This is a genomic window from Pseudomonas sp. 10S4, assembly GCF_034344865.1.
Taxonomy (GTDB): Bacteria; Pseudomonadota; Gammaproteobacteria; order Pseudomonadales; family Pseudomonadaceae; genus Aquipseudomonas.
On record NZ_CP133774.1, the window covers coordinates 2,498,809 to 2,521,890 of the forward strand.

Annotated in this window: 19 protein-coding genes and 1 pseudogene; 10 read left to right on the forward strand and 10 right to left on the reverse strand. The window is 59.5% G+C overall.

Features of this window, described 5'->3' with window-relative positions:
* Positions 1-9 precede the first annotated feature (9 nt).
* From ureG to RHM58_RS11525, 5 genes are all read right to left on the reverse strand, one after another.
* Positions 10-624 (reverse strand): urease accessory protein UreG, encoded by a 615-nt coding sequence (ureG, locus tag RHM58_RS11505; protein ID WP_123513966.1) that lies wholly within the window; start codon positions 622-624, stop codon positions 10-12.
* Positions 625-661: 37 nt separating this feature from the next.
* Positions 662-1,336, reverse strand: coding sequence for an urease accessory protein UreF (locus RHM58_RS11510; RefSeq protein ID WP_201200181.1), 675 nt, complete (start codon positions 1,334-1,336; stop codon positions 662-664).
* The gene (gene ureE / locus RHM58_RS11515; protein WP_322270414.1) at positions 1,333-1,833 is read right to left on the reverse strand and encodes an urease accessory protein UreE; all 501 of its coding nucleotides are present in this window, start codon (positions 1,831-1,833) and stop codon (positions 1,333-1,335) included. The genes RHM58_RS11510 and ureE overlap by 4 nt, the downstream gene beginning before the upstream one ends.
* Positions 1,834-2,089: 256 nt before the next feature.
* The gene (locus RHM58_RS11520; protein ID WP_322270415.1) at positions 2,090-2,722 is read right to left on the reverse strand and encodes a TetR family transcriptional regulator; all 633 of its coding nucleotides are present in this window, start codon (positions 2,720-2,722) and stop codon (positions 2,090-2,092) included.
* 157 nt (positions 2,723-2,879) lie between these two features.
* Positions 2,880-3,392, reverse strand: coding sequence for a hypothetical protein (locus RHM58_RS11525; RefSeq protein WP_201200183.1), 513 nt, complete (start codon positions 3,390-3,392; stop codon positions 2,880-2,882).
* Positions 3,393-3,779: 387 nt separating this feature from the next.
* On the opposite strand from RHM58_RS11525, the gene RHM58_RS11530 reads away from it, so the two are divergent.
* Positions 3,780-5,855, forward strand: coding sequence for an AsmA family protein (locus tag RHM58_RS11530; protein WP_322270416.1), 2,076 nt, complete (start codon positions 3,780-3,782; stop codon positions 5,853-5,855).
* A 111-nt stretch (positions 5,856-5,966) separates the two neighbouring features.
* On the opposite strand, the gene RHM58_RS11535 is transcribed toward RHM58_RS11530, so the two are convergent.
* Positions 5,967-6,497, reverse strand: a complete 531-nt coding sequence (locus RHM58_RS11535) for a ferritin-like domain-containing protein (protein WP_201200185.1) — start codon at positions 6,495-6,497, stop codon at positions 5,967-5,969.
* A 136-nt stretch (positions 6,498-6,633) separates the two neighbouring features.
* Positions 6,634-7,590 (reverse strand): LysR substrate-binding domain-containing protein, encoded by a 957-nt coding sequence (locus RHM58_RS11540; RefSeq protein WP_322270417.1) that lies wholly within the window; start codon positions 7,588-7,590, stop codon positions 6,634-6,636.
* 108 nt (positions 7,591-7,698) lie between these two features.
* Between RHM58_RS11540 and RHM58_RS11545 the strand changes: the two genes are divergently transcribed.
* The 3 genes from RHM58_RS11545 to RHM58_RS11555 all read left to right on the forward strand — a co-directional run bounded on the left by RHM58_RS11545 (position 7,699) and on the right by RHM58_RS11555 (position 9,640).
* Positions 7,699-8,337: an FMN-dependent NADH-azoreductase gene (locus RHM58_RS11545; RefSeq protein WP_322270418.1), complete on the forward strand. Its 639-nt coding sequence runs from the start codon at positions 7,699-7,701 to the stop codon at positions 8,335-8,337.
* Entirely contained in the window at positions 8,338-8,643 is a 306-nt protein-coding gene (locus RHM58_RS11550) for a DMT family transporter (RefSeq protein ID WP_322270419.1), read from the forward strand.
* A 106-nt stretch (positions 8,644-8,749) separates the two neighbouring features.
* Positions 8,750-9,640: a triacylglycerol lipase gene (locus RHM58_RS11555; protein WP_322270420.1), complete on the forward strand. Its 891-nt coding sequence runs from the start codon at positions 8,750-8,752 to the stop codon at positions 9,638-9,640.
* Positions 9,641-9,742: 102 nt separating this feature from the next.
* Here the strand turns inward: RHM58_RS11555 and RHM58_RS11560 are convergent.
* A pseudogene (locus RHM58_RS11560) lies at positions 9,743-10,619 on the reverse strand (DMT family transporter).
* Between the two features lie 98 nt (positions 10,620-10,717).
* Here RHM58_RS11560 and RHM58_RS11565 point away from each other — a divergent pair.
* The 3 genes from RHM58_RS11565 (at position 10,718) to RHM58_RS11575 (ending at position 13,187) form a co-directional block, all read left to right on the forward strand.
* Positions 10,718-11,506, forward strand: a complete 789-nt coding sequence (locus RHM58_RS11565) for an AraC family transcriptional regulator (RefSeq protein ID WP_322270421.1) — start codon at positions 10,718-10,720, stop codon at positions 11,504-11,506.
* 72 nt (positions 11,507-11,578) lie between these two features.
* Entirely contained in the window at positions 11,579-11,884 is a 306-nt protein-coding gene (locus RHM58_RS11570; protein ID WP_201200190.1) for a PsiF family protein, read from the forward strand.
* Between the two features lie 289 nt (positions 11,885-12,173).
* Entirely contained in the window at positions 12,174-13,187 is a 1,014-nt protein-coding gene (locus RHM58_RS11575; RefSeq protein ID WP_201200192.1) for an AI-2E family transporter, read from the forward strand.
* 143 nt (positions 13,188-13,330) lie between these two features.
* Here RHM58_RS11575 and RHM58_RS11580 read toward each other — a convergent pair whose 3' ends face one another.
* Positions 13,331-14,605 carry an Hsp70 family protein gene (locus tag RHM58_RS11580; RefSeq protein WP_201200194.1) on the reverse strand — a complete coding sequence of 425 codons (1,275 nt, stop codon included), beginning with the start codon at positions 14,603-14,605 and terminating at the stop codon, positions 13,331-13,333.
* Between the two features lie 297 nt (positions 14,606-14,902).
* Between RHM58_RS11580 and RHM58_RS11585 the strand changes: the two genes are divergently transcribed.
* Both RHM58_RS11585 and RHM58_RS11590 read left to right on the forward strand, forming a co-directional pair.
* Entirely contained in the window at positions 14,903-15,850 is a 948-nt protein-coding gene (locus RHM58_RS11585) for a DnaJ C-terminal domain-containing protein (protein ID WP_201200199.1), read from the forward strand.
* Positions 15,851-15,877: 27 nt separating this feature from the next.
* Positions 15,878-16,183, forward strand: a complete 306-nt coding sequence (locus tag RHM58_RS11590) for a chaperone modulator CbpM (protein WP_201255648.1) — start codon at positions 15,878-15,880, stop codon at positions 16,181-16,183.
* Between the two features lie 164 nt (positions 16,184-16,347).
* On the opposite strand, the gene RHM58_RS11595 is transcribed toward RHM58_RS11590, so the two are convergent.
* Positions 16,348-17,472 (reverse strand): sensor histidine kinase, encoded by a 1,125-nt coding sequence (locus RHM58_RS11595; protein WP_201255647.1) that lies wholly within the window; start codon positions 17,470-17,472, stop codon positions 16,348-16,350.
* Positions 17,473-17,722: 250 nt separating this feature from the next.
* Here RHM58_RS11595 and RHM58_RS11600 point away from each other — a divergent pair, with 250 nt between their 5' ends.
* A complete protein-coding gene (locus tag RHM58_RS11600) occupies positions 17,723-23,044 on the forward strand; it encodes an NEL-type E3 ubiquitin ligase domain-containing protein (RefSeq protein WP_416195306.1) in 5,322 nt (1,773 codons plus the stop codon).
* Positions 23,045-23,082 lie beyond the last annotated feature (38 nt).

Here is a 23,082-nt window from a genome sequence, read left to right on the forward strand (position 1 = left end):
TGAGCATGATCAGGCTGCGGTCAGCAGGCCCTGGCGTTCGATGAAGGCGATGATTTCTTCCAGGCCCAGGCCGGTCTTCTGGTTGCTGAAGACGAACGGCTTGCCGTTGCGCATGCGTTTGGTGTCGCTGTCCATCAACTCCAGCGAGGCGCCCACCAGCGGCGCGAGATCGACCTTGTTGATCACCAGCAAATCGGATTTGCAAATCCCCGGCCCGCCCTTGCGCGGCAACTTGTCGCCAGCGGAAACGTCGATCACATAGATGGTCAAGTCGGACAGCTCCGGGCTGAAGGTCGCCGACAGGTTATCGCCACCGGACTCGACAATAATCAGGTCCAGCCCCGGAAAGCGCCGGTTCAGTTGATCGACTGCTTCGAGGTTGATCGAGGCGTCTTCGCGGATCGCCGTGTGCGGGCAGCCGCCGGTTTCGACGCCGATGATGCGTTCCGGTGCCAGGGCTTCGTTGCGCACCAGAAAGTCAGCGTCTTCGCGGGTGTAGATGTCGTTAGTCACGACCGCCAGGTTGTAGCGATCACGTAGCGCCAGGCACAGGGCCAGGGTCAGGGCGGTTTTACCGGAACCGACCGGGCCGCCGATGCCGACGCGCAGAGGTTGTGTGTTCATGCTGCTTCTCCAAATAAAAGGCCCAAAATAAAAGGCCCTAGGAACGGAACAGACGGCTGTACTGGCGCTCATGGGCCATGCACGCCAGGGACAGGCCGAAAGCGGCGCTGCCATAGTGTTCGGGATTGATTCGGGTAGCGTGTAGCTGCGCCTCTTGTAGCAACGGCAGCAATTGACTGGTCAGGCGTTGCGCGGCCTGCTGGCCCATGGGCAGGGTTTTCATCAACACCGCCAATTGGTTTTCCAGCCAGCTCCAGAGCCAGGCGGCCAAGGCATCCTGCGGCGTGATCCCCCAAGCGCGGGCGGCCAATGCCCAGCCGAGAGCCAAGTGCGGCTCGGGACGTTGCTCGAGAAAAGCCCGGGCTGGCGCATCGAGTTCCGGTAAACCGTTGAGCAGTTGCTGCAACGAATAGCCCATCTGCCGACTTTCCTGATGCAGTTCGCGGGTTTCCCGGCTGGCGCGATGTTCTTCGCAGCGTTGCAACAGTTCGGCCCAGTTTTCGTCGGCGGCGGCCACGCAATGGGCGAGCAACAACGGCGCTTCGAAACGCGCGAGGTTCAGCAGCAACTGATCACTGATCCAGCGTCGCGCGCTATCAGCATCATTCACCCGGCCGTTATCCACCGCCATTTCCAGGCCTTGGGAATAGCTGTAGCCGCCAATCGGCAACTGCGGACTGGCCAGGCGCAGCAGCGCCCAGGCTGGGTTCATAAACGCACGCCGAACTGGTGCAGTTTCGGTGGGTAGTTGAAATCTTCGTCGCCGTGCCGCGAGTGGTGATGGCCGCCACCGTAAGCGCCGTGTTCCGGCTGGAATGGGGCTTCGATGTTTTCGACCTTGGCATCCAGCTGTTCGAGCATGGCCTTGAGTACGTAATCGTCGAGCAAACGCAGCCAGCCATCGCCGACTTGCAGGGCGACGTGGCGGTTGCCCAAGTGATAGGCCGCGCGGGTCAGTTCGAAGGCATTGGCGCAGGTGACGTGCAGCAATTGTTCGGGACGAGCGCAGACGCGCACGATTCGCCCGTCTTCAGCCTCTAGGCATTCGCCGTCATACAGCGGCGGCTGGCCGCGCTCTAAAAACAACCCGACATCTTCCTGCTCGGCACTGAAACAGCGCAAACGGCTTTTGCTCCGGGCTTCGAAGGTCAGGTGCAACTCGGCGGCCCAGACGGGTTGAGGGTCGATTCTGCGATGAATCACCAGCATCGGAAAGCTTCCAGCAGAGGACAATACTCAGGCTAGAGCAAGGGGCTTGCCAATCGGACAAGACGTAGGAAAACCCTGTCGGAGCTTAGTGGTTGTTGCAAGATGTTGCAGACTTTTGAGTCATGTTGGTGCATGTAAGATTTTTCATGCACCAATGTGGGAGCGGGCTTGCTCGCGAAGGCGGTGTGTCAGGCGAAATTGATATCGACTGACGCACCGCCTTCGCGAGCAAGCCCGCTCCCACAGGGGATGTGTGTTATTCCGTGCTACCGAGCCCCTGCCAATGCTTGAGGCCAATAAAGATAAAGCGCAGTTGCTGGGTGATCTTCGCCTGAGGCGTCAGGTGCTCCGGCAATGCGTCAACGGGCGGATCGATAATGTCCGGCAGGGTGGCAAACACGCTTTTAACGATCAGGTCAGCCATGACGCTCAGCCCGGCAATGTCCAAATGTTGCAGCTTCGGCATCAGCGACAGGTCGGACGCCAGGTCGGAGCTGATGTCTTCGCGCAATCGGCCAATGGCCTGACGCACCGGCAGCGAACCGCCGTATTGCTCACGGGCAAGAAACAGGAATTGCGAGCGATTGGCGCTGACCACGTCGAGGAAGATCCGCACCGACGCATCAATGATGCCGCCCATGACGAATTCGTTGTGGCGTACCAGGCGGATGGTTTCGCGGAAGGTCTGGCCGACTTCGCTGACCAGCACCAGGCCAAGTTCGTCCATATCGGCGAAATGCCGGTAGAAACCGGTGGGCACGATCCCGGCGGTTTTCGCCACTTCGCGCAGGCTCAGGCTGCCGAATCCTCGGCCGCATTCCATCAAATGGCGGGCGGCGTCCATCAGGGCGTTGCGGGTCTGTTGTTTCTGTTCGGCGCGGGGCAGCATCGCAAGGGTGTTTTCTGGACAGGACAGCGGCGCACTCTAGCAAATCGGCTTTGCCGGCGTCGAACGGGGATCGGGGTTCATGCGAAGAACAAGCGTGCTTCTATAAAAGTCAAAAGCCCAATCCGGGAATTGGGCTTTTTTCAGGGCCGCCATGGGCTTAGCTCACAGCGCTGTTGCGTTCGATTACACGGTCACCACCACCTTCAGCAAGGGTTTGGCCTTGTGGGGTGCGATCAGAACCATCAGCAGCAAGGGTCTGGCCTTGTGGAGTGCGATCGGAACCGTCAGCAGCAAGGGTCTGGCCTTGTGGAGTGCGGTCGGAGCCGTCAGCAGCAAGGGTCTGGCCTTGTGGGGTGCGGTCGGAGCCGTCAGCAGCAAGGGTCTGGCCTTGTGGAGTGCGGTCGGAACCGTCAGCGGCAAGGGTCTGGCCTTGTGGTGTTTTGTCGTAGCCATCTTGGGTGATCAAGCCTTTCTCTTTCAGGCGATCATTACCACCTTCGGCAAGGGTCTGGCCTTGTGGAGTGCGATCCGAGCCATCAGCAGCGACGGTTTGGCTGAATACCGAGTGATTGGTTTTGACTTGCGGTGTGGCCTGATCAGCGGCTGGCAGAGCAAATGCGGTGCTGGCTAGCATCGAGAGGGTCAGGCTAAGCAGTAATTGGCGTTTCATGATGGGTTGCTCCTTGGGAGGGCGATAAAGTGGGTACGAGGTCAATGCTACTCTCGATAAGTCGATATAAAAGTTCATAAACGCAATGGTAATAATCAACAGAATTGATTGTTCCGTGCAGGCGCTCTAGAACGGGCGTTTCCGGCGGGCCGTTTTGCACTGAGGTGGGTATTTTCGACTCACTCGTGCCGCACAAAAGTGCGGGGTCGGTAACGCCAGAAGCGGGCGCAGTGTGTGGGCGATGGATTATTTGAGGGTTAAGCGGTAATCGGGTTAAACCTGCGGGCCGTTTTCCAGTCGTAGATTCCATGGCAGGCCGGTTCTGGCCTAACGTTTCACCCGTGCGTCGCAGTCAGGGCGCTCAGTCGTATTCAGGAGCCCCGTGCAATGACGCGCACTTCAAAAATAATTACCTGGACCTTCGCCAGCCTGATTGTGCTGCTGGCGGTACTGGTTCTGATCATCGTGTTCTTTGATTGGAACCGGATCAAACCCCCACTCAATGCCAAAGTCTCCGAAGAGCTGCACCGTCCGTTCGCCATTAATGGCAACCTGGCGGTGGTGTGGCGGCGCGAACTCGATGAAGGCGGCTGGCGGGCCTGGGTGCCGTGGCCGCATGTGGTGGCCGAAGACTTGAGCCTGGGTAACCCGGACTGGTCGAAGCAGCCGCAAATGGTCACCCTCAAGCGTGTCGAGTTGCGCATCTCGCCGCTGGCCTTGTTGGCGCAACGGGTAGTGATTCCGCGCATTGACCTGACCGAACCGAATGCCGGCCTCCAGCGCCTGGCCGACGGTCGCGCCAATTGGACCTTCAAGTTCGATCCCAAGGACCCGAACGCCGAACCATCGAAGTGGGTGGTGGACATCGGCGCCATCGGATTCGACAAGGGCCACGTCACCCTCGACGACCAGAGCCTGAAAACTCAGCTCGACGTGCTGATCGACCCGTTGGGCAAACCGATTCCGTTCAGCGATATCGTCGGCGACAAAGCGGCAAAAACCGCGTTCGATAAGGGCGGCGCACCCCAGGACTACGCCTTCGCCATCAAGGTCAAAGGCCAATACCACCAGCAGAAGCTCGCCGGTGAAGGCAAGATCGGCGGCCTGCTGGCCTTGCAGGACGCGGCCAAGCCGTTTCCGCTCCAGGCCCAGGTCAAGATCGCCGACACCAGCGTCGATCTGGCGGGCACGCTGACAGACCCGCTGAACCTCGGTGCCTTGGATTTGCGCTTGAAGCTGGCCGGCACCAGCCTGGCCAACCTTTACCCGTTGACCGGCGTGACCCTGCCGGCCTCGCCGCCCTACGCCACTGACGGTCACTTGACTGCCAAACTGCATGACGCGGCCGGCGCGCAGTTCCGCTATGAAGGCTTCAACGGCAAGATCGGCGACAGCGACATTCATGGCGACCTGGCGTACGTCGCCAGTCAGCCCCGGCCCAAACTCAGCGGCGCGCTGGTCTCCAACCAATTGCTGTTTGCCGACCTGGCGCCGTTGATCGGCGCCGATTCCAACGCCAAGCAGAAGGCTCGTGGCGGTGAAAGCAAGCAGCCGACGGACAAGGTCTTGCCGGTCGAAGAGTTCAAGACCGAGCGCTGGCGCGATATGGACGCCGACGTCGAATTCACCGGCAAACGCATCGTCCACAGTGAAAAACTGCCGTTCACCGACCTTTATACCCACCTGGTGCTGACTGACGGTCTGCTCAGCCTGGAGCCGCTGCGTTTCGGCGTAGCCGGCGGCAAGCTGGATGCGCAGATTCGTCTCAATGGCCGCAGTGAGCCGCTGGAAGGTCAGGCAAAACTCACCGCTCGTGGTTTCAAACTCAAGCAGCTGTTCCCGACCTTTGAACCGATGAAAACCAGTTTCGGCGAGTTGAATGGTGACGCTGATATCGCCGGCCGTGGCAACTCGGTGGCCAAGTTGATGGGCAGCGCCAACGGCAAGCTGAAAATGCTGATCAACGACGGCGCCATCAGCCGCGAGTTGATGGAGCTGGCGGGACTTAACGTCGGCAACTACGTGGTCGGCAAAATCTTTGGCGACAAAGAAGTGAAGATCAACTGCGCGGCGGCCGATTTCGATATCAAGACCGGTTTGGCGACCACGCAGTTGTTTGTCTTCGATACCGAGAACGCGATCATCTACATCGATGGCACCGCGAACATGGCGACTGAGCAACTGGACTTGACCGTTACGCCGGAATCCAAGGGCTGGCGTTTGATTTCGTTGCGTTCGCCGTTGTACGTGCGGGGCAAGTTCATCAAGCCGGATGCGGGCGTGAAAGCGGTGCCGTTGTTGTTGCGTGGGGCCGGTATGGTGGCGTTGGGCGTGATCGCGGCGCCAGCGGCGGGGTTGTTGGCGCTGATCGCGCCGAGTGGTGGCGAGCCGAACCAGTGTGTGCCGTTGTTGGCGCAGATGAGGTCGGGCAAGGCGCCGGTGACCGTTAAACCAACCAAGTAATTTGTGGCGTCTTTGAAGACGCCATCGCGAGCAAGCTCGCTCCCACATGGGGCCTGTGAACGCAGATCCATTGTGGGAGCGAGCTTGCTCGCGATAGCGGTCTATCAGGCGCTACAGGTCTTTCAGAATGTCAGCCATATCATCCGCATGCTCTTCTTCCTGCGCCAAAATGTCTTCGAAGATGCGCCGGGTCGTCGGGTCTTTTTCGCCGATGTACTGAATGATCTCGCGGTAGCTGTCGATGGCGATCCGCTCGGCGACCAGGTCTTCGTAGACCATCTCCTTGAGGTTGTTGCCGGCCACGTACTGGGCGTGGGAGTTTTTCGACAGCAGGTCGGGGTTGAACTCCGGCTCACCGCCCAGTTGCACGATGCGCGCGGCCAGACGGTCGGCGTGTTCGGCTTCCTGGTTCGCGTGTTCGAGGAACTCGTCGGCGGCAAAATGGGCTTTCAGGCCGGTGGCCATGAAGTAGTGGCGCTTGTAACGCAACACGCAGACCAGTTCGGTGGCCAGCGATTCGTTGAGCAGGCGCAGCACTTCATTGATGTCGGCGCTGTAGCTTTCGGTCACGGCACCGTTCTCGACGTTCTTGCGGGCCCGCTCACGCAGGGTGGTTACATCAGACAAATGCATGTCGCTCATCTCAATCTCCTGGAAGCTAATCCGGTTGACGTCACGCCTCTGGGGACGTGATCGCTACCTAAGGTGTGAGTGATGAGCATTGCAAAAAGTTTGATGTAATTTGACGGACGCAAAAGATCGCAGCCTTCGGCAGCTCCTACAGGGGAATGCGTTCTCGTGCAGGAGCTGGCGCAGCCTGCGATCTTGGCAATAGCCCCGACAACAAAGCCTCTTCCTGCAACCATGCAAAAAATGCCCGCACCGGTGGATGCCGTTCACGCCCCGGCACGCACAATGCGCTGTAGCCGGCCCCGTCGACCTGAACCTCGCCCTTGTAAGCCACCAGCAACCCGCTGGCCACGCTTTCGGATACCAGAATATTGCTCGCCAGCACCAGCCCCTGGCCGGCAATCGCCGCTTGCAGGGCGTAATGCTCTTCATCGTATTCGCGCACGGCGGGTTGCCCGGTCAGCCAGGTTTCGCCGGACTGCGCGCACCACGCCTCCCACCCGTACGCGTAAAATTTTGAATTGCACCAGCGTACGCTGATCAGCGCCGGCACTTGCCTGGCCGCCAGGGCCACCTGTTCGGGAGAGCCATAGACGCCAAAGGATTCGTCGAATAAACACAGCCCATAAAGATTCGGATAGCTATCAAGGCTGTAGCGCACCACCAGATCGACACTCGCATCCTGATGCAAATCGACGACTTCGCAATGGGTGTCGAGCCGTAGGCTGATGTTCGGATGCCGGGCATAGAAGCGACCCAAACGTGGCACCAGCCACAACGCGGCGAAGGCGGGGATGGTAGAAATCGTCAGGCTTGTGCTGCTGCGTTGCGGGCGCAGGGTGTCGACGCTCTGCGCCACGTCAAGCAAAGCGCCGTGCAAGCTCTGGAACAGGCGTTCACCGCCCTCGGTGAGGCGCACTTGCCGGGGCAACCGTTCGAACAGCGCGATGCCGAGCCAGCTCTCCAGCGAACGAATCTGATGGGAAATCGCCGTGGGCGTCACCGAGAGTTCTTCGGCGGCGGCCTTGAAGCTCAGCAGGCGCGAGGCGGATTCGAACGCGCGCAGGGCGGTCAGCGGCAGCGAGGCAAACATTGAATACTCCATGGATGAAATAGATTCATCCTGACTGACTTTTGCTCATTTGAAGACAGCGGCCATGCGCTTCAACCTGCACGCCACAAGCCGTTTGAGTTTAGTCCTGAGGATATTCAGATGAACAGAGTTCTTGCGATTCACGCCAGCCCCCGTGGCGAGCGTTCCCACTCCCGGCGTTTGGCCGAGGTGTTTTTGTCGGCTTGGCAGGCCCGTCATCCGCAGTCGCAGTTGACCCGTCGCGAAGTCGGTCGGGCACTGATTCCGCCGGTCAACGAGGCGTTCGTGGCGGCGGCGTTTTACCCCGAGCCCGAGGCCCGGCCGCTGTCGATGCAGGCCGATCTGGCGTTCAGCGATGAACTGGTCGGCGAATTGTTTGGTCACGATCTGCTGGTGATTTCCACGCCGATGCACAACTTCAGCGTGCCCAGCGGTCTCAAGGCCTGGATTGATCAGATCGTGCGGATCGGCCTGACCTTCAATCACATCCTGGACAACGGCGTGGCCCAGTACGAGCCGCTGGTGCAGGGCAAAAAAGCGCTGATCGTCACCAGTCGCGGCGGGTTTGGCTTCGGCCCGGGTGGTGAGCTGGAAGCCATGAACCACGCCGATCCTCTGCTGCGCACGGCGTTGGGGTTTATCGGCATCACTGACATCATGGTGGTTGCCGCCGAGGGTGAAGAGTCCGCCGAGCGGACCTTTCAGATCTCCGTCGCCGAGGCCGAACAACGTCTGTTGGCGCTGGCCAGGGAGCTCTAGATGGCCTGGGTATTTTTGCTGATCGCCGCTGCCTTCGAAGTTACCTTCGCCATGGGCATGAAATACGCCGAAGGCTTTACCCGGCTCTGGCCGTCGGTGATCACGGTCGTGGCGGCGGTGGGCGGGATTTACTTTCTGACCCTGGCCATGCGCGAGTTGCCGGTGAGTATCGCTTACCCGATCTGGACCGCCATCGGTTCGCTGGGCACGGTGTTTCTCGGGTTCGCGCTGCTGGGCGAGGGTCTGACGGCGATGAAGCTGCTGTCGGTCGGGTTGATCGTGGCCGGGGTGGTGGGGTTGAAGTAAAGCATGTGTGGCGGCTGTCATAGACTGGTCATCTTCGCTGGCGATGCTTGGCTGATGTCTTGCATCCCGCCTTGCGTCACCTCCCCGATTACAAGGATGTCCGCCCATGTCGCAAGGTTCCGCCACGCGTTACCCCTTGGTGCTGGTCCCCGGAATGCTCGGGTTTATCCGCTTGCTGCTGTACCCGTACTGGTACGGGATTATCTCGGCACTGCGCCGGGGTGGGGCAACCGTGGTGGCGGTGCAGGTGTCGCCGCTCAACTCCACGGAGGTGCGGGGCGAGCAGTTGTTGGCGCGAATCGATGAAATCCTGCGCGAGACCGGTGCCGAGAAGGTCAACCTGATCGGCCATAGCCAGGGTTCGCTGACGGCGCGTTATGCGGCCGCCAAACGCCCGGATCGGGTGGCTTCAGTCACCTCGGTGGCCGGGCCGAATCACGGGTCGGAGCTGGCGGACTACCTGCACAAGCATTACCCGGCAGACAGCGCGAAAGGGCGGTTGCTTGCGGTTTTGCTGCGGATAATCGGCGCCTTGATGAGCCTGCTGGAAACCGGTTATCGCGGGCCGAAACTGCCGGTGGATATTCACGCCTCCCATGAATCCCTGACCACTGACGGCGTGGCGCTGTTCAACCAGCGTTATCCACAGGGCTTGCCGCCAACCTGGGGCGGGCACGGGCCGGAAGAGGTTAACGGCGTGCGCTATTACTCCTGGTCCGGGACCTTGCAGCCGGGCAAGACGGATCGCGGCGGCAATCTGTTCGACGGGACCAACCGCAGTTGCCGGTTGTTTGCCACGACCTTCGTGCGCGAAGTCGGGCATTGCGACGGGATGGTCGGGCGTTACAGCTCGCATCTGGGGACGGTGATTGGTGACGAATATCCGATGGATCACTTCGACATCGTCAACCAGTCGCTGGGGCTGGTGGGGAAGGGCGCGGATCCGGTGCGGTTGTTTGTCGAGCATGCCGCCCGGTTGAAAGCGGCGGGGGTTTAGACCGCCTGTGGCGAGGGAGCTTGCTCCCGCTGGGCTGCGAAGCGGCCCCATTTTGCGACCGCTTCGCGCTCGAACGGGAGCAAGCTCCCTCGCCACAAATTACTACGCATGGCCCAACACCGTGGTCCAACGCTCCGAAAGAATCACCCCACCCAAGGTCAAAAAACCGCCAACCAGGTGATACATCGCCAACTGCTCATGCAGCACCACCGCCGCAATCAGCGCGGTAATCAACGGCAGCAGATTGAAAAACTGCGTGGTCCGGCTCGGGCCCAGGCGTACCACGGCTTGCATCCACGCCAGCGGCGCAATCATCGAAGCCAGCAGGCAGGCATACAGCACCAGCGGAATATTCTGCATCGTCGGGCCAATTTTCGGTGAGGCCACAAACAGCGGAAACAGCACCACCACCGCCACCAACACCTGCAAATACAGCAACACCAGCGGTGGCAGGCGCAGCTGCCATTTTTTCAGCAGCGTGCTGTAGATCGCATAGGCCAGGGTCGCGATCAGCATCATCGCATCACCCAGATTCACCCCGTGCTCGAGCAATGCGCCGAGGCTGCCGGACGACACCACCACCAAAACACCCGCAAAGGAAAGCACTGCACCGGCCAGCGCGCCTGCGGTCAGGCGTTGGCCGAGGCTGACGATCGCCATCGCCAGGGACATCAACGGCATCAGCGACAGGATGATGCCCATGTTGGTGGCAGTGGTCAGGCTCGCGGCGAAGTACGCCAGGCTTTGATAGACCGCCATGCCGAGCACGCCGAGAACGAAAATCTTGCCCAGGTTCGGGCGGATCATTGGCCAGTGGGCAATCACCGGTTTAAGCATGAACGGCGTGAACAAAATCCCGGCGAGCAGCCAGCGGTAGAAACCGATCTCGGCGGGGAATATCGCGCCGGCCGACATTTTGAGTGATCACGGTGTTGCCGGCCCAAATGAAAATGGCCAGCAGGGGAAACGCATATTGCATGAGAGAGAAACCAGAACGTTGATGAGGGGCAATTATCCGCTTGTCTGGATACAAGCCTATACTTCGATCCAGACAATCGGCCCTTGATGACGGACAGCATGAGCAGTAAACACATCGATCTGCTGGATTTCAGCGAACTGCCGGCCCCGGTGTACTTCCGATACGCCGACTTCGACACCCACGAATACGCTTCGGCCCACCGCCACCCGTGGGGCACGCTGGAGTATTCGGCCAACGGTGTGTTGCACATGGAAATCGGCAGCAGTCGCTTCATGTCGCCGCCACAGTACGCCGTTTGGGTACCGCCGCAGACCGAGCACAGCTTCTACAGCAACCAGCCGATCAACTACCGCGCGGTGTGCTTGGCACCGTCGCTGTGCCGGGATCTGCCGCAACAGGCCTGCACCCTGGCCATCAGCGACATCCTCAAAGCGATTCTCAAGGACTTCGCTGCCCGGGACGTGAAGATTCCCGAGCGGGAAACCGACGTGCGCCTGGCCCAGGTGTTGGTGGATCAGTTGCAACAAGCACCGGAGCACGCCTGTTATTTGCCCTACGCCAGCAGTCCTGGGCTACTCGGGATACTCGAAGCCTTGCAGGCCGAGCCTGGGGATAACCGGCCGTTGGCCGATTGGGCGACGCAGATTTACGTCAGCGAACGGACCCTGGCCCGGCAGTTCGTTCGTGAGCTGGGCATGAGCTTCGGCGAATGGCGGCAACGCCTGCGGTTTTTGGCGGCGATCGAAGCGCTGGACAGTCAGCGCAGCATTCAGGACATCGCCTTCGACATGGGCTACAGCACCGGCTCGGCGTTTATCGCGATGTTTCAGCGTCAGGCCGGGTGCACGCCGGAGCAGTATCGACGCAGTCATCTTGAGGGCAGGTGAAGGTGTTACAGGCTTTGTCTACACTTCAGGGCGAGGCCGCATCCATCGGTGCGGTAACAAGGAGAAAACTCCATGAAGATGTTGCGTGTCCCTTTGTTGATGATCGGTTTGTTGCTCTGTTCCCAAGGCTTCGCCGCCACGGCCCAACAGAACAAAATGACCGCCTGCAATGCCGACCCTCAAGCGAAAAGCCTCAAGGGCGATGAGCGCAAAGCATTCATGAGCACATGCCTCAAAGCCACGCCGGCGGCCAATGACGCCAAAGTCCTGACCCCGCAGCAAGAGAAAATGAAAACCTGCAACGCCACCGCCGCCACCCAGGCGCTGAAGGGCGATGCGCGGAAAACCTTCATGAGTGATTGCCTGAAGAAAAAATAAACCCTCGGGATAAATACGATCAAAGTGTGGGAGCGGGCTTGCTCGCGAATGCGGTTTCCAATTCAGCACCCTAGTCGCCTGACACACCGCATTCGCGAGCAAGCCCGCTCCCACATTGGATCTATGTTCACGGGACTAATGTGGGAGCGAGCTTGCTCGCGATGGGGCCAATAAGCTCACTGAAAAAACCGCCAGTCCCCCGACCAAGGTCGACCTACACATTCCCTAGTGCTGACCTCGGATCGCTGGCAGACTGCCCATCCTTTTACGCCGTTCGTTTTGAGGCTGTATGCCAACGTTTTCTCAACGTCACGTCTTGCTGTTAATCAGTTGGGTCATCATCTTCGGTGGTTTGCTACTGGTCATCCCTCTGCGCCTGTTGCCCAGCCTGTTGGCCGGGTTGCTGGTGTTCGAACTGGTCAACATGCTCACGCCGCAACTGCAGCGGCTGATCGAAGGTCGCCGCGCCCGTTGGCTGGCGGTGGCGCTGCTGGGCACTTTGGTGGTCAGCGTGCTGGCGCTGATCTTTGCCGGTGCTATCAGTTTTCTGCTGCATGAAGCGGAAAATCCCGGGGCTTCCCTCGACAAATTCATGCACGTGGTTGACCGCGCTCGCGGGCAATTGCCACCGTTCATCGATGTTTACCTGCCGGCCAGCGCGGCCGAGTTCCGCGTGGCGATCGGCGAATGGATGACCAAACACCTCAGCGATTTGCAATTAGTGGGCAAGGACGCGGCGCACATGTTTGTGACGCTGCTGATCGGCATGGTGCTGGGGGCGATCATCGCCTTGCAGCGTGTGCCCGACGTGACTAAACGCCGGCCGCTGGCCGCCGCGCTGTTCGACCGTTTGCATCTGTTGGTGCAAGCCTTTCGCAACATCGTGTTCGCGCAAATCAAGATTTCCCTGCTCAACACCTTCTTCACCGCGATTTTCCTCGCGCTGGTCCTGCCGATGTTCGGGATCAAACTGCCGCTGACCAAAACCCTGATCGTGCTGACTTTCCTGCTCGGTTTGTTGCCGGTGATCGGTAATCTGATGTCCAACACGCTGATCACCATCGTCGGCTTGTCACTGTCGATCTGGGTCGCGGTGGCCGCGTTGGGTTATCTGATGTTTATCCACAAACTCGAGTACTTCCTCAACGCGCGCATTGTCGGCGGGCAGATCAGTGCCAAGTCGTGGGAGTTGCTGCTGGCGATGCTGGTGTTCGAAGCCGCGTTCGGCCTGCCGGGGGTGGTGGCGGGGCCGATTTATTACGCGTATTTGAAGAGTGAGTTGAAGCAGATCGGGATGGTTTGATTCGCTGTTGATCTATTGTGGCGAGGGGCTTGCCCCTGTTGGGTTGCGAAGCAGCCCTCAATTCTCCAACACACCGCATGTGCCGGTTTTGCGGCTGCTGCGCACCCGAACGGGGGCAAGCCCCCTCACCACAAGGTGTCAGATCAGTCCATCGGGCCGTAACGCTTCATGGCTTCAATTGCCAAACCACTGCCGATGCTGCCAAAGATGTTCCCTTCCACATGCCGCGCGTTCGGCAGCATTGCCGAGATGCTGTTGCGCAGCGCCGGAATCCCGCTCGAACCGCCGGTGAAGAACACCGTATCAACCTGATCGACGCGCACGTTGGCATCGTTCAGCAATTGCGTGACGCTGTTGCGCACCCGCTCCAGCAGGTTGTCGATGGCCGACTCGAACAGCGCTCGGGTCAGTTCAACGCTCAGGCCTGGCTCGATGCGGTCCAGCGGCACGTGACGGCTGTCGGCGTGGGTCAGCTGGATCTTGGTTTCTTCCACTTCCATGGCCAGCCAGTGGCCGGCGCGCTGGTCGATCAGCTTGAACAGGCGATCAATGCCGCCGGTGTCTTCGATGTCGTAGCGCATGCTGCCCAGGGACAGGGTCGATTTCTGCGAGTAGACCGAGTTGATGGTGTGCCAGGTCGCCAGGTTCATGTGGTGGCTGGTGGGCATGTAGGCGCCGCTCTTCATCCGGCTGCCGTAGCCGAACAGCGGCATCAGGCCTTGCAGGCTCAGTTGCTTGTCGAAGTCGGTCCCGCCGATGTGCACGCCGCCGGTGGCGAGGATGTCATCGTGGCGATTGTCGTGGTCGCGACGCTCAGGCGACAGGCGCACCAGCGAGAAGTCGGAGGTACCACCGCCGATGTCGACAATCAGCACCAGTTCTTCTTTTTCGATGGTCGACTCGTAGTCGAACGCGGCCGCAATTGGCTCGTACTGGAACGACACGTCTTTAAAGCCAATAGCGCGAGCCACATCCACCAAGGTGTTTTCGGCTTCCTGGTCGGCCATTTCATCGTCGTCGACGAAAAACACCGGGCGGCCCAGCACCACTTCATCGAATTCCCGACCGGCGGCGGTTTCGGCGCGCTTCTTCAACTGGCCGATGAACAAGCCGAGCAGGTCCTTGAACGGCATCGCCGTGCCGAGGACGCTGGTGTCGTGCTTGATCAGCTTGGAACCCAACAGGCTCTTGAGCGAGCGCATCAGCCGGCCTTCGTAGCCTTCCAGGTACTCGTGCAGCGCCAGCCGGCCGTACACCGGGCGGCGTTCTTCGATGTTGAAGAAGACCACCGAGGGCAGGGTGATCTTGTCGTCCTCCAGCGCGATCAGCGTTTCCATGCCGGGGCGGAGCCAGCCGACGGTGGAGTTGGACGTGCCGAAGTCGATACCACAGGCACGGGCTGGGGATGCGTTTTTCATGTCTTTCAAGTTCCGGTTAAAAAACGGCCGCGCAGTGTATGCCAGTGCGGCGCAGAATCGAAGGCCGACTATCCGCTAAATCGCCACGAATAACGCCTTGATAAGCTGGCCGGATGCCCCAAACTTGTCTGCATCGACCCTGGCAGCCAATCGGCGGTCGCAAGAACCGACTACCGCTGCCGATAAACTTCTGATGCGCTGCCCGGTCACAACCTTGAGATCGGTCAACCTGGCGGCTGCCAATGCGTGCATGCTGCCGGTGGTGGCGCGATTTTGATAACGGATGGTGATCCTTAGATGGACTTCAAAGACTATTACAAGATTCTCGGTGTGGAGCCGACCGCAGACGATAAGGCGATCAAGGCCGCCTATCGCAAGCTGGCGCGCAAATATCACCCGGACGTCAGCAAGGAAAAAGACGCCGAGGAAAAGTTCAAGGACGCCTCGGAAGCTTATGAAGCGCTGAAAAGTGCCGACAAGCGCGCCGAGTACGACGACTTGCGCAAATACGGCCAGCACGGCCAACCGTTCCAGGGCCCGCCAGGCTGGCAGGGTCGTGGCGGCGGTGGTTTCGGTGGTGGTCAGGACTCGGGCGATTTTTCGGACTTCTTCAGTTCGATCTTCGGCAACCGGGGTCCGGGTTTTGGTGGTGGAGAGTCGCGTCGCAGTGCTGGACGTCGAGGGCAAGACGTGGAAATGGAACTTGGGATTTTTCTGGAAGAAACCCTCTCGAACGAATCGAAGAAGGTCACCTTCCAGGTGCCGCAGTACAACCCTGCCGGCCAGCATGTCAGCAATACCAGCAAAAGCCTGAACGTGAAGATCCCGGCCGGTGTGACCGACGGCGAGCGTATTCGCCTCAAGGGCCAAGGGGCTCCGGGGATCGGTGGCGGCGCCAATGGCGACCTGTTCCTGATCATCCGCTTCGCGCCGCACCCGAAATTCGATATTGAAGGCGAAAACCTGATAATCACTTTACCGCTGGCACCTTGGGAATTGGCGCTGGGCGCCGAAGTGGCCGTGCCGACCCTGACCGGCAAGATCAACCTCAAGGTCCCGGCCGGCAGCCAGAACGGCCAGCGCATGCGCGCCAAGGGCCACGGTCTGCTGAACAAGAAGGGCGAACGGGGCTTCCTGTTCGTGCAACTTAAAGCCGTCATGCCGAAAACCTCGGACGATGAGGTCAAGGCGTTGTGGCAAGAGCTGGCGAAGAAAGCCGCTTTCGACCCAAGAGAAAACTTTTGATCCGCTAGAACCCTGGAGCTACTGACTATGAGCAGTCCCCTGATCGTTCAACTGGACATGGCAGAATTCTGTGAGGCGACCGACTTGTCGGACGTCTACGTGATCGAAATCGTCGAACACGGCATCCTCGAACCTCAGGGTGCACTGCCCAAGGACTGGCGTTTCAACGATTACGAATTGGCCCTGGCCAAGCGCGCCGCCAAACTGCGGCGCGATTTGGAACTGGAATGGGAAGGTGTCGCCCTGGCACTGGACCTGCTTGAAGAAGTCCAGCAACTGCGGGCCGAGAACCGGATGCTGAAACAGCGACTTGGGCGGTTGGTGGTCGAGTAGCGGTAAAGCACCAAAACCTGTGGCGAGGGGCTTGCCCCGTTGGGCTGCGCAGCAGCCCCAATACAGACACCTCAGTTCATCAGGCATACCGCGTTCGCAGGATTTACGACCGCTTCGCGGCCGAACGGGGGCAAGCCCCCTCGCCACAACACGGTCCTCAGGTCTCACACCTTCCTGGGCAACACCACGGTAAACAACGTTCCCTCGGCTTCATTGGAACTGACCTCAATCGTCCCCCGATGCGCAGTCACCACTTCCTTGACGATAAACAGCCCCAAGCCAAGGCTTGTCGACGGCTGCCCGAGTTCTTCGTCGGCGCTGCGCACCAGTGGGTCGAAGATCGTGCCGATCGCGTCTTCCGGAATCGGTGTTCCACCGTTATGTACGGTGAGGCGCACGGTGTCGGGCTCGCCGCTGAGCGTGACCGTGACATCACGCTTGTTCAAACCATGTTGCAACGCATTGCCAATCAGGTTCTGCAACAGCTGACTGACTCGCCCGGCATCCCAGACACCTCGGGTGTCCCCTGTCACTTCGAGTATGGGATTGCACTCGGGGTTGCCGGCACAGGCCAGGGCAATCGCCTCATGCGCCGCGTCGGTCAGGTCCATCGGCACCGGTTCGATCGGCAGGCTCTTGCCCAGGCGACTGCGCACCAACTCCAATAAATCACCGACCATCACCGCCATATGCCGCGTGCCACGATGGATGTGGTGCACGCAAGTCAGAGCGTCGCCTTCCAGATGTATTTTTCGCTGCAGCAGTTCGGTGGACATGCTCACCGCCTGCAAGGGCGCCCGCAGGTCGTGGCCGAGGATGGCCAGGAAGATGTCCCGCGAGTGGTTGACCTGCTCGGCATAGGCGGCGGTCGACTCGGCCAGGGCTTCGTCGATGGCTTCGTTGAACCGGATCATGTCCTGGAAGTGAGCCAGCTCTGGCGTCTGCAGGCTGTTGACCCACAGACGAATGACGCAGGCGCGCAAGTGGCGGAACTCGGAGGTCATCTGCACCAGATCAAAACCGAAGGTGTGCCGCAACTCGCCATGGCTGGCGGCGGCCTGATCCAGGCTTGGAGATTTTTCCGGACCGTCGCCCTTGGCCTTGGCGGCCTGCTCATGGGCGGTCTGGACGGTGGTCATATCCCGCGCGGCGGCCAGCAGGATGGCGCGGGCATGATCGCGCAAGGTGGTGCGATCCAGGTTGTCGTCGGGCGTGAGCGCACGGGCGAACTGCTCCCATTCATCGACGATACGATCAACCTCTACCACGATGAATTCGCTTAGGCGCATGGACGGTGTTCCCGAGCAAGAATGGCAGGTGATGGAGCTGCATATTAGCGCCTTCACGTCCGGGTAAACACCGCTGAATACACGGATGCAGATGACCTGTCGGAGTGGGTGGTATTTATATATTTTCAGGATTTTAATAATTGAAGTGTTTATGAGTTTTTCGCGGGCTTGTCCGCAGGTTTTTGATCTTTTGTTTCAGTCGAACGTTGGATAGCCTAATCAGCCAACAATAATCATGGAAGATTGTTATATGGCTGATGCGCAAGAAGTTGAAGGGCGTGAAGAATCATCTGTCTCCGAAGTCAGTAAGCCAGGCATTCATTCTGATCGGATCAAACAGGCGATCCTGAACGCGAAAGAAATGGGCCCAACGCCAGCATTGCTGGCCTTTCAAACCTTGGAGAGCCCCTTTCCGGACTGGTACCTGAACGCCCGAAAGATAGATCGCGATGAATTGAAAGATCTGTTCGGTCGGCGATGGTTGCTTCAAGGAAAACTCGACAAAGAATTAGATAAACTGCAGCAGGATATCCGGGACTTTGCCGAGCCACTGTTATTAAAGTCCTTGAACGATCATTTAAATGTTCAGTTGGATGTCCGGGCGGCGGAGCTGCGATTGTATGTGCCCAATAAACTTATATTGGGCATCAACACGGGCGCTAATCATTTCAAACTACTGAGTCTGCTTGATGCGGCCCTGCATAACTTCGAGGCATCCGAGGCCGAGTCTGGCGCTTTCAGTGACGGTTCCGGCGTGTTTACCCAGGATGCCGAGGGCGCGCCCCTGCGCCATGCCATGACCGTCGAGCAATTTGTCACGTTGTGCCGCACGTTGGATATCGGGGCGCAGTATCAAACGCATCTCAAGGACATTCTGACCCCGCTTCAGGCCACGGCCCGGTTTGAGTTGCAAAAGCAGTCAGTAGCCAGCGACAAGGCCGCTTTCAAACTTGCGGCACTGGTGGCGCAACTAAAGGGCGATCTCACCTCCTACGGTTTCGGCCAAATGCTGCAGGTCCACGACGGTGCGCCGAACCGGGAGTTGTACGGTGCGCCGATGCACTGTCATCGTTTATCGTTGATGGGGTTCAGGCTCACCGGGATCGTGCTGTTCAGCGCCGTGAGCGATCCGACGCTGCTCAAAAAGTCCTTCGACGAGCTGACAACTCCGCTGCTGAAATTCTGGCTCGACTGGTCGCACCGGGTGCCGTTTCTTCCTCACCAGGGCTATGAACGGTTCAAATTGATCAAGGCGTTTTTGGCCAACGGTCCCAAAGGTTTGTCCGAGGAACTGCTGCGCAATGAAGACATTTATCAACAGAGCCACCTGACTGGAAAGCTGATCGCTTATGTCCCGGACGACCCCGAGCATCCTCTCAAGGAGTACGACTCTTTCATCGACTTTATGAAAACCCTGATCGGGCAGTTGCTCAGCCCCGATTATCAGCGGTTTTTCAGTCGGTTCGTCGCACAGAGCGACAAGGGTGTGTTTTTCAGTCGGCTCAACGAACGCCTCAATACCTTCACCTGGAAACAGCGCGAACCCTTGGACATGGGGCCATGGTGGCGAGAAACAGCCGTCGAGAACCCGACCCCGGAACCGATCACCAACCTCATCGACGGCAACCTGTGGAGTGCGGTTTTTACCGAACGACGGGATAAGGCGCTGGCCGACGCCCGCCGCATTGCCGTGCCCACCGGCGACGAGGACGCGCAAAGTCGCTGGAAGCGCCTGAGCAGCTACCTCGACATCGGCTGGAACGTCTTCAACTTCGCCGCGATGCTGGTGCCGGGATTAGGCGAAGCGATGCTCGGCATCATGGTTGCGCAACTGCTCGAAGAGTTGGCCGAAGGCCTCGAAGACTGGAGCAAGGGTGACCGTGAAGAAGCGTCGGCGCATCTCACCTCGGTGCTGATCAACGGTGCCCAACTGGCAATGATGGGCGCCGCGCACGTCTTGCCGTCGGGCATGCCCGCGCCGGTAAAAGCCTCGCCGTTTGTCGATAGCCTCAGGGCCGTTGAACTGCCCGATGGCAAGGCCAGCCTGTGGAAGCCCGATCTCTCGCCGTATGAGCGCAACCTGACATTGGCGCAGGCGTCGCGTCCAGACGAACTGGGACTGCACCGACACGACGGTCAAACGGTGTTGCCGCTGGACAACAAATACTATGGATTGAAAGAGGACCCGAACACCGGTCGGCAGCGCATCGAACACCCGACACGCCCCAACGCCTACCAGCCAGAGCTGGCGCATAACGGCGCCGGCGCCTGGAGCACCGAGCTGGAAGATCCGACGCAATGGGACACCGCCCGAGTCTGGCAACGTCTTGGTCATTCGGTGGACGAGTTACCGGTGGCCACGCAGGCGCAGATCCGTACCGTCAGCGGGGTCGATGACAACGTGTTGCGCAGGCTGCATGTAGAACATGAACGCCTTCCCGCGCTGCTCGAGGATACGATCAAACGCTTCAAGACTTATGCCGAAGCCGAGGATATGAGTCGACAGATTCTGGATAACCGTGTCACCGAGGCGTTGGAAGGTTTTCTGCCAACCTTCGTCACTGAGTTGCAGGGATGGCCGCCCACCCGAGCGATGGCGCTGTTTGAAACGGAGTCGTTCGCCGGGCCGTCGATCAAGTACGGTAATGCAGAGGTTACGCCGGCGCAGACGATCAAGCTCAGCCGCGCCCGACTGCGCAAAGGCGAACTGGCTGAATGTGTGCTGGACGCCCTGCAGGAAAACGAGGTGCTCGACCTGCTGGGCAAACGAGTGTCCGCGGTTCGTTCCGAGCGTCTGGAAGCCTTGCGCGGTCGTCTGGCGATGCATGCCCGGCGCCAGATACGGCGGCTGTTCGACTCGCTGTCCAAAGCCGCCGACGTCTCCGACAATCCGCGACAGTTGCTGCTTCAGCGTGACTATCCGCATTTGCCGGGGAACGTTGCCCGGGACCTGTTGAAGCAAGCCGACCCCGACGATCTGCGCTTCATCGACCAAAAAAGCCGTTTGCCGCTGCGTGTCGAGCAGCAGGCGCGAGACGCCATGACGCAACTGCGTGTGGCCCGAGCCTACGAAGGCCTGTATCTGGCAGAACTGGAAAGCATCGACACCGCACGCCTGGCATTGCATAGCGCGGCCGCGTTGCCAGGCTGGTCGTCCACGGTGTGCATTGAAGTCCGTGAGCTGTCTTTCAGCGGGCCGTTGCGCGACCGCGTTGGCCCAATGGATGCGCCAGACCGCAAGGTGTTGGTGGTCAATGAAGAGGGGCTGTACGAGGCCAGGGATGCACTCGATCAGCACCTGCATGGCGCTGACGATTTGTACGGCGCGCTGCTGCACGCCTTGCCCGATACGGAACGCAGGGCGCTGGGATACGAGATCAACCAGGGAGCCCGGCTCAAAGCGACGGTCGTGCAAAAACCGCTGTCCCATGAGCAGCTGGAGCCGATCCTGGTACGTACTCCCGTTCGAAAGCCTGGCTACGATCCACGAACCATGCACCTGAAGGGCGGTATGCAGGGTTATCCACAACGTTTGCCGAGCAGCTATGCGCGTAATCGTCTCAAGTATCGTGTGCGCTGCCTCTATCCGACGCTGGTTAACTCCGGTGTTGAGGAGTTGCTCAATTCCTACGAGCTGACTGGCGGTTCGGCCGAAGCGGGTTTGCTCCAGCTTGAGTATGAGTTCAACACCTTCAACCACGATTTCCGTCGCTGGGTCGCGCTACCCACCGAGCATTGGCGGTTGTTACCGGAAGGCTCCCAGGAAATCCTTGAGCGCGAACGGATCTATCAGGCACTCAAGGAATGCTGGCAGCGAACGGGGCCCGCTCATTACGACGGTGCCAGTGAATATCTGGGGCAAACCCTGAGCCTCAGTGGCATTTCATTGCCGCGGCACCTGCGAAGCATGCCCCGTCTGAAGCTGAACTTCGATCACGTGACCGAACTGAATTTGCGCGACACCGGGCTGACCAACGACGAGGAGTCTTTCCTGAAGCCGTTCCGTCGGTTGCGCTTGTTGAATCTTGAAGAAAACCGCTTGACGCGTCTGCCCTCGAAAATCGGGAAATTGCGTCAATTGACTGAGCTTTCCGTTACGCGCAACCAGATTGTCTTGACCGCAGGCGACGTCGGCCAGCTCAAGCAACTGACCCGCCTGCGCACGTTGGGGATGGCCTCGAATCCGTTGGGGCGGTTGCCCGATATCAGCAGCATGCCCGAATTGCATACGCTGATTCTGGCCGACACGGGCGCCAAGACCTGGCCGCCGGGGCTGTTTGAACAGCGGCGTTTTCGGCATTTCTACCTGGAGATGCAACTGAACAAGTTGACCAGGATTCCCGTGGTCGCCCCCAGTTCCGCCAGCGCCGAGCTGTTGGCGCGTACGGTGATCAGCCGTGAGCCGCAATGGATCTCGGCGCAAAACCTGGAGATTCTCAAAGGCTACATTCGCTCCATGGGCATGGACCCTGATCGGCCGTTTCCGCCACGGGGCGTACGCGACAGTCTCGACTGGGAGCAAGGCATGACCCGCCGGCAATGGACCAGAAAGCAAGACACCTGGAACGCGGTGGAAGATGAGTTTCACTCGCTGCAGTTTTTCGAGGAATTGAAGAAGCTGACCGGCTCGGCGGACTACACCACCAACCTGGAATACCGCGCCAACCTGACCAGCAAGGTCTGGCGAATGCTTGACGCCATGGCCGAGAACTCGGCACTGCGCGAGCGGTTGTTTGCAATGGCCACCTTACCGACCGCCTGTGTGGATGGGGGGACGGCATTGTTCAACTCGATGGGTGTCGAGGTGTTGATTCATGAAGCTTATGCACTGGGTAATGACGGTTTGATCGAAGCTGAGTTGGTGAGCCTGGCCCGCGGCAAATCGCGTCTGGATGAGTTACGCGCCATTGCCAGTCATTCGATTGATGAACGCTTGCTGGCGGGCGAAACGTTCAGGCGGGTGGGGGCGGACGGCAATGTCACTGGCACGATTGATGAAGTCGAGGTACATCTGGCGTTCATGACCGACCTGGCCGAGCGTCTGGAACTGCCTTGGCAGGCCCGCGGCATGCAGTTTCGACGGATCGCCGGGGTAAGCCGCGGGATGATCGACGATGCTTTTCAGCGTATCGAGGTACTGGAAACGGGCGAACTGCTGGCTGACTGGATTCTTCAGCAAAACATGTGGAAAACCTGGCTCGAACACGCGAACGCCGATGTCTTCAAGGTGCTCAAACGCAAGGTCGAAGCCATCACCGAGTACTGGACGGTCCTCGATGAGCGGGTGCAGCTTCAGGATCTGACCAGTCCGGAGGCCGTCAGCCTGGAACAGCAAATCAAGGTCCTCGCCACAGAGCTGGGCAAACCCGCTGAAGACATCGCCCCCGGTCGTGTCATGAGCGAGGGTGAATACACGGCGGAACTGGCCAACATCGACAGCGAACACCAAGCGCTGTTCAAGCGCCTGACCCAACAGGCGATTGACCGGGCCAAGCTGCAACGGGTCGAGATACCGTTTACGGTTGAGCCAATTCCGGTTCCAGATGAACCGGACATCAATACCCATCTGTAACCCGTTCGCCCGCGGCAAGGCACTGCGCCTTGCCGTGG